Origin of the sequence: Aminiphilus circumscriptus DSM 16581, from assembly GCF_000526375.1 — a bacterium.
In the GTDB taxonomy this organism is placed as follows: Bacteria; Synergistota; Synergistia; order Synergistales; family Aminiphilaceae; genus Aminiphilus; species Aminiphilus circumscriptus.
Map to the genome: position 1 here is coordinate 1,351,825 of NZ_JAFY01000002.1, position 7,034 is coordinate 1,358,858.

Genomic DNA, 7,034 nt, shown 5'->3' on the forward strand with positions numbered 1-7,034 from the left:
AATTAACTTTTTGGAGGCTTTTGTGTTCTTTTGGAATCAAATGATACTAAAGTTGATGAAATTTTTAGGCTGATGCTCGTCCATTTTTGGGAAAAAAGGAGGAGAGATATAAACCACGCTTTCAAACGAACGCTTCCTTTTGGAGATTATGTAGTGGATCGCTGGGAGAAGGCTGCTTTCTTGGGATTTGGTGAAAAAACTTCCGTTTACGATTCCGCCATCGTGCTCGGGGATGTTCAAGTCGGCGCGAATACATGGATTGGCCCTTTTGTGATCCTTGATGGGAGCGGAGGTCTTGTCATCGGATCAAACTGCTCCATTTCCGCTGGTGTTCAGAATTTACACTCATGACTCCATTCAATGGGCAGTCAGCGGAGGAAAGGCAAACTACGATTATGCACCCGTTCGCATTGGCAACAACTGCTACATTGGTCCCAACACGATCATCGCTAAGGGAGTTACCATCGGAAATAGATGTATTATTGGGGCAAGGAGTTTGGTACTGAGCGATATTCCGAGTGGGAGTAAGGCATATGGAACTCCTTGCAAAGTCGCATCGAGTGATGGCGACAAAAGTGCTTTCTTGAAGAATGATGCTTTTATTTTTTAAATACTAAAATTCATAAAAATATTTTTCTATGGTCTTATGTGGGACTACCTTGCTAGCTCAGGACGAAAAGTTGCGAAGTGCTCGCTGAGAAACGGCTGGAGATATTGTCAAATCTGGTGTACGGGGAATGAATGCGGGAGGTTTTTGAAGCGCCTTACTACTTTCGGCGGAATGTGGAGGAGCATTTAACAGAAATTGAGACGGCGTTGCGTCGTTTGGAGGTGGGATAGATGTACTGGACGGAACGTATTCTTTCCAATGCGGAAACGAGAGACAACGGGACAGAATCCTTGTTTGAAGGAATGAGAGCGATCATCGGTGGCACAACCTACACGTTCTCCGAAGGAATTCTTCGGCAGGAAAGGCTGTATTCCGAGAAGCAGGAACAGACAAAGGAAGCGTTCGGTTTCAAGTGGAAGAAGAGGGACACCTACGAATCGCCTTCTGTGAAGCAGGCATGTCAGGAGTGGCTCCTGAAGCGCTATTTCGGAGGAGAATCGTCGGAAATAGCTTCGCTGCTTCATGGCCGTAAAAACTTCCTCGATGCCGGGTGCGGTTCCGGTTTTTCCTCTCTGCTGCTCTTTGGAGACCACCTTGCTTCCGTGCGCTACCTTGGCGTGGACATCTCCAATGCCGTTGATGTCGCCAAACAGCGTTTTGCAGAGAGAGGCCTTCCGGCGGAATTTCTGCAGGCGGACCTGACGAACCTCCCCTTTCGCGGCCCGGTATTCGATGTGATTTTTTCCGAAGGTGTTCTTCACCACACGAATTCAACGGAGAATGCCGTGTCCTATCTCGCCGGACTGCTTCGACGAGGAGGGATGTTCCTTTTTTATGTTTACAATAAAAAGGGGCCTGTTCGGGAATTCGTGGACGATTATGTCAGAAACCACATCCGGTCCATGAGCGACCAGGAAGCTTGGGATGCCTTGATGCCGCTTACCCGTCTCGGTGCGGCACTCGGAAGACTGCAGGTTGAAGTGGATGTGCCCGAGGCCGTTCCCTTTCTGGGGATTCCCAAAGGAAGGATCGATATCCAGAGGCTTTTTTATTGGTACGTGATGAAAGCCTATTATCGTCCCGACTGGACGGACGAAGAAATGAACCATGTGAATTTCGACTGGTATCGTCCGTCCAACTGTTGGAGGCAAACTCCGGAGGAAGTGACGCGATGGTGCGCGGAGGCGGAGTTGCGTATCCGAAAAATGGACGTGGAGGATGCGGGCATTACGGTCGTGGCGGAGAAGGTGTAATGCGTCTCCGGCAGAAAGGAGCACCTTCTTTGCTTGACAGGAAGTCGCTCCTTGCGCGTGTTGGGTGATCGACGTGGTCTTTCTGTCCCGATACGTCGATGCACTTTCCGCTCCCAGCTCGTCCAGGGGGGCTGGTCAGTGTTACTTTTCCATTGGTACGTTCTTCCATCCGGTTTAAACAGAGCTATGCGACGCTTTTTAGGAGTGCAGACCTTGCTCGCCCTGGCGTGGGGAATGCCTCTCTTCGTGTGGGGGCTTCGCTCCGAGCTGCTTCCGTGTGTTGCAGGGATGGCAAGCCTTGCGTTGCATCTCTTTTACAGTGACGCCAGAGGGTTGTGCAAAATATTGTCGGAACAGTGGCGGCCTCTGGAAGTGCTTCGTTTTCTGGTGACAAGGGTTCGAAGCGGTGTCTCGGTTTTCAGAAAAACCCAAGGGGAGTAGGAGGACGAAACCATGGTCAGAGTTGCCTTGTTGGGTGTGGAAGGATCAGCAAGAATCATGTAGAGGGGCTGTCGGGCTTGACCAACGTCGAGCTTGTGGCCTGTTGCGATGTGGTTCCTGCCCGGGCGGAGGCGCTTGCCTCGAAAACAGGTTGTTCGGCATATACGGACTATGAAAAATGCTTCTGGAGACGCAATGTGATGTGGTGTCCCTCTGCACGCCTTCGGGACTCCATCCTGCGCAAGCGGCGCTTGCCGCGAAATACGGCAGACATGTCCTCTCGGAGAAACCTTTGGGAATCCGTCTCGGTGATGTGAATGAGGTGATAAGGGCCTGCGATGCCGCGGGGGTTCATCTCTTCGTGGTGAAGCAGAACCGTTTCAACTGGACTGTTCGATTGGCACGACAGGCTTTGGAGATGGGGCGTTTCGGAAGAATCAACATGGTTCTTTCCAGTGTGCTTTGGGCGCGTCCCCAGGAGTATTATGATGCGGCCCGATGGTGGGGAACCTGGGAATACGACGGAGGATGTCTGTGCAATCAGGCGGCTCACTATGTGGATCTCGTGCAATGGATGGGTGGTGCGGTGGAGAGCGTTCAGGCCTACAGCCTCTCCGGTAAAAAGATCCTTGTGACCGGCAAGATATAACCAGCCCTCGGCTGTGGGGATGTAAGTGATATCCGTTACCCAGACTTGATTCGGGGCCTCCGTGACAAAGTTTTGTTCTAAAAGATTTGTGGCAACCGGCAGCTTGTGGTTTGCGTTTGTGGTTGCCTTGAACTTTTTGACCTGTTTGCAGCGAAGCCCCAGTTTCCTGCGAATCCGTTTGATCCGGTGAACTCCAATGTGAACGCCGTGGCAGGCAAGCTCTTTCTGCAGACGTTCCGGACCGTAGGTTTCTTCCGTTCTTTTATGAGCCGCTATGATTTCGAGTTCGAGCCGTTTTTCCTCTTGATTCCGGGGAGAATCCGGTCGTTTCAGCCAGGCGTAGTAGCCACTGGTTGAAACCTCCAGAACCCGGCATAGCCGAGGAACCGGATACTTCGATCGAAACCGCCTGATTACCGCGTACCGGACAGCGACTCCCGGGCAAAGTACGCGGCGGCTTTTTTAAGGAAACCCTGAACAAGCTTCTCGAAAAATGTTCACAGCGGGAGGAAAAGAGGAAATGCCCCGTAAAGACCACGTTTCCCGCACCTCTGGCAGCGGAATGTGAGGAATTATCTCCGTCTCCCGACCCTTTTTAACCCCGGTAGCGATTTTTAGAGACACTACCCCCTGTGGACAGGAGAAAACCTCTCGCCATGTAGAGATTGCACAGAGCGAAGAGCACGTACACGACACCGGTATTTTTGGCGAGACCTTTATAGCGCACTTTGGTGAATCCGAAGACGCATTTGACGACGTGGAAGACATGTTCAACCCGCGAACGGACTTTTGAAAGAAGACGGTTTTGCTCTTTCTCTTCTTCGGTGAGCTTTTTGTGCTTCGTGGCTCTTTTTTGGGTATAATCCACGGCGCGCGGGGCTTTCGTCCGGATCTCTTCGGTTTTGCCCATGTAGGCCGAATCTCCCCGGACTTCTTTTTCTTCTCCGTGCAGGAGTTCACCGATTCGGGTGGAGTCGTGCACGTTCGCCCCTTGGTGACGAGGCTGTGGACCTGTTTGCTTTCCTTGTCCACACCGACATGGACTTTCATACCGAAGTAGTACTGGTTGCCCTTCTTCGTGGAATGCATCTCCGGGTCGCGTTTCTTCTCCCGGTTTTTCGTCGATGAAGGAGCATGGATGATCGTGGCATCCACGATGGGCGAAGCGCCGCATGGACTCCACGTCATAGAGGGCTTCTTCTACACCGGGATCGCTGAGGTTGAACCAGTTCTGGAGAAAGTGGATCCGGAGCATTCTCTTCAGCCCTATGGGAGGACGTCCCTTTCCCTCTTTCGGATAGAAGGGTTCGAGAAGAGCGCAAAGCTCTTTCCAAGGGACTATCTGTTCCATTTCGGCGAGAAAGAGTTCCCGTTTTGTGGGTTTTCGGTATTTCTCGAACGAAATGGCGCTCGCGAAAGTTTTCTGTCGCTTCATCGTACCTCAGCCCCCTGGAAAGAAGGTCGCACCGGAGGAACATGGTGGCTTTGGGATTCATTTTACGGTCTCAAGGAAAAAACGGCGACATCCGCGCGGAGTTTCTCAGAGATTCCTTAAGATATCGCGCTCCTGTTTTACTTGAGCAAGCTCTCGTTTGACGCGCTCAAGCTCCTCCTCAACCTGAGTGAGAGGCCGCCGCTCGCCGCCAATATCGGAAAGTTTTCCGGCCTTGTACGCTCTCACCCAGTTTTCCAGGGTCGACTTGGGCAGGGAGAGTTGACGCGATGCTTCATATGCTGTCAAGCCGCCTTCAATGATCATGTTGACGGCTTCATGCCGAAATTCTTTCGAATAGCGACCGTTCGTTGCGTTCTTTGCCATTCAGACACCTCCGTTTTGGTTGGATAGTAACTTTGGTGTCCGATATTTTCAACGTACCTCATCTTCCAGTGGTCCTATTTTAGGGGAGCATGTCAATCGAGGCGGAGGATAGCATCGTGGTGAACCTCCGCTTTCGCAGTGGAGCCTTGGGCAGCATCAATGTGACGACCTTGGCGTACCCGAAGAACCTGGAGGGGAGTCTCACGATTCTCGGAGAAGGAGTGTGAAGAAAGAGATGCTCTACTTTTTCAAGAAGTTTCTACTCAAAACATTGGCTTTTCTTTGCTTTCCTATCTTTTTCTTTCTGGGGATGTTGCTTGCTTTGTTTGCGCGATACTTTTTGCCAGCATCGACAAAATCTCCCAGTTTAGTATGGGGTGTTACTCCTATAATCAGTAATGCATATTGGTCAAAGGCCATGTCGATAATGGGCTACCAGTCGCACACATTTACCAATGGTTTCTATTCTACGATAAACAAAAGGTCTGACTGGGACCTAATTCTTCAAGAAAGATATGGAAAATATACTCCAAATTTTGTAAAAATACTTTTTGCATTTTTTGAATCTATGTTTAAATATAATATTTATTTTATTTCGTCAGATGGTTTTTTTCTTGGGGGCACTCCATACTGGTGGCTCGAGAATATTTTATTGAAGATTGCAGGTAAGAAAATTGTTTTATTGCCTTATGGCTCGGACTCTTATGTATATCGCCGAATACGTTCTTTGGACACGATTCATGCATTGATGATATCCTATCCTCAGGCTGCTCGCAAACAGGAGTGGATTGCTACACGTGTCGAATATTGGTGTAGAAATGCAGATGTTGTTATACCACACTTTATGGGGCCAGATGGGTTTGGGAGGTGGGATATCCTTGTTCCCAACATATTCGCTCTTGATCTTTCATTGTGGACAAGTTCAACAAAAAAAAGCACTGCCAATGGCCATAATGGATCGGTCGTTATTGTTCATGCACCTAATCATAGAGGTTTTAAGGGAACGGAATTTATTATTGATTCTATTGAACAACTAAAATCTGAAGGGTTAAATATAGAGTTTTTGTTAATTGAAAAAAAGCAGAACGATGAAGTCCGAGAAATACTCACTCAAAAAGCAGATATTTTAATTGAGCAAATAATTGCCACAGCCTACGCGCTCAACGCAATTGAGGGTATGGCCTGCAGTTTGCCTGTCATTTCCAACCTCGAAGACGACGCGCTGTTCCGCCCCTTCCGTCGCTGGTCGTATTTCTTGGAGTGCCCTATCGTTTCCGCGAGCCCGGAGACGCTTACGGATGTGTTGCGGAAACTGGTGACGCGCCCGGAGCTTCGTCATCAACTCGGTAGAGCAGGACGTGAATATGTGGAGAAATATCATGGACTTGACTTTGCACAGCATATGTTCAGCGCGGTGATCGAACATCTATACGGCCGAATGGATGCGCACACGCTGCTCAATCTTTACAATCCTCGCACAAGCGAGTATTGCAAGCGTAGGCCAAAGGTGAAGCATCCGTTGGTTAACAACAGGATTGTGGATTAATGTTCAGAAGTTTGATGAAAGACACGTTCATTTACGGGGGTGGCGACCTCGTCCTCAGACTGGTTGCTTTTGTCTCGTTTCCAATCATTGCGGCGGCTCTTTCGCCGAAAGTCTTTGGTGCATTGGAACTATTGGGAACTGCAACAGCACTCTTTGGGCTTTTTGTGAATTGTGGTTTAAATAACGCCGTGCAGCGTTTCTATTGGGACAAGGAGACCGCTTCTCAAGATCGCCCCGTTGTTGTTTCTTCCGGCCTTGTCGTTTTGCTGTTCTTTGGTTTCCTTGCAGGTAGTTTTGCTCTTGTTTGCGTTACTCCCTTTTTTTCCGAATGGGTACATGAGGCGAATCTCCCAATGACTACCGTCGCTTTTGTTTCTGCGATTGGGTTGATGGTGTTCGCGCAGTTGCTGCAGTATATACTGGATGTACTCAGGCTCCATTTTGCACCATTCAGGTTCCTGCTCCTCTCCTTTCTGCATAGAGTGCTGGGGCTTGCTCTGGGGCTTATCGCTGTTGTCTGGCTTGGCAAGGGCGTGGACGGACTTCTCTTCGTTCAGATGATTGTGGCGTGCGCTGTCCTCCCTTTTGGTCTGTGGTTGATACGGACGGATATTACATTACGGTTCGATCTGAGCTGGGGGAGACAATTGATTGTGTTTGGCTATCCTTTTATTTTTGCTGGGCTGGCGTACTGGCTTTTTGGTTCAATAGATAGG

At 49.6% G+C, this 7,034-nt stretch carries 8 protein-coding genes and 3 pseudogenes; 8 read left to right on the forward strand and 3 right to left on the reverse strand.

All coding sequences use genetic code 11. The annotated features are described in order from the left end of the window. The first annotated feature begins 30 nt into the window (after positions 1–30). The 5 genes and pseudogenes from K349_RS19480 (at position 31) to K349_RS19970 (ending at position 2,953) form a co-directional block, all read left to right on the forward strand. Positions 31–351, forward strand: a complete 321-nt coding sequence (locus K349_RS19480; RefSeq protein ID WP_211240344.1) for an LbetaH domain-containing protein — start codon at positions 31–33, stop codon at positions 349–351. Beyond that, complete coding sequence (locus K349_RS20070; RefSeq protein ID WP_420834452.1) at positions 281–610, forward strand: acyltransferase; 330 nt, start codon at positions 281–283, stop codon at positions 608–610. Before K349_RS19480 ends, K349_RS20070 begins: the two co-directional genes overlap by 71 nt. A 230-nt stretch (positions 611–840) precedes the next feature. Next, complete coding sequence (locus K349_RS0106975; RefSeq protein WP_211240334.1) at positions 841–1,863, forward strand: class I SAM-dependent methyltransferase; 1,023 nt, start codon at positions 841–843, stop codon at positions 1,861–1,863. Between the two features lie 356 nt (positions 1,864–2,219). Then, positions 2,220–2,608, forward strand: a pseudogene (locus tag K349_RS19965) (Gfo/Idh/MocA family protein); the annotation flags it as partial. A 138-nt stretch (positions 2,609–2,746) separates the two neighbouring features. Next, complete coding sequence (locus K349_RS19970; RefSeq protein ID WP_338022307.1) at positions 2,747–2,953, forward strand: Gfo/Idh/MocA family protein; 207 nt, start codon at positions 2,747–2,749, stop codon at positions 2,951–2,953. Here K349_RS19970 and K349_RS19655 read toward each other — a convergent pair. The 3 genes and pseudogenes from K349_RS19655 to K349_RS0106990 form a co-directional block, all read right to left on the reverse strand. Beyond that, positions 2,873–3,415, reverse strand: a pseudogene (locus K349_RS19655) (IS3 family transposase); the annotation flags it as partial. The gene K349_RS19970 and the pseudogene K349_RS19655 sit on opposite strands and share 81 nt — an antisense overlap. Before the next feature lie 133 nt (positions 3,416–3,548). Continuing rightward, positions 3,549–4,388 (reverse strand): annotated as a pseudogene (locus tag K349_RS20230) (IS5 family transposase). 105 nt (positions 4,389–4,493) lie between these two features. Next, a complete protein-coding gene (locus K349_RS0106990; RefSeq protein ID WP_026369097.1) occupies positions 4,494–4,772 on the reverse strand; it encodes a transposase in 279 nt (92 codons plus the stop codon). Between the two features lie 89 nt (positions 4,773–4,861). Here K349_RS0106990 and K349_RS19105 point away from each other — a divergent pair, with 89 nt between their 5' ends. From K349_RS19105 to K349_RS0107005, 3 genes are all read left to right on the forward strand, one after another. Beyond that, positions 4,862–4,999, forward strand: coding sequence for a hypothetical protein (locus tag K349_RS19105; protein WP_338022304.1), 138 nt, complete (start codon positions 4,862–4,864; stop codon positions 4,997–4,999). Continuing rightward, positions 4,996–6,318, forward strand: a complete 1,323-nt coding sequence (locus K349_RS0107000; protein ID WP_026369098.1) for a glycosyltransferase family protein — start codon at positions 4,996–4,998, stop codon at positions 6,316–6,318. The genes K349_RS19105 and K349_RS0107000 overlap by 4 nt, the downstream gene beginning before the upstream one ends. Continuing rightward, on the forward strand, positions 6,318–7,034 hold a 717-nt coding region (locus K349_RS0107005), incomplete at its 3' end, for an oligosaccharide flippase family protein (RefSeq protein ID WP_026369099.1). The genes K349_RS0107000 and K349_RS0107005, both read left to right, overlap by 1 nt.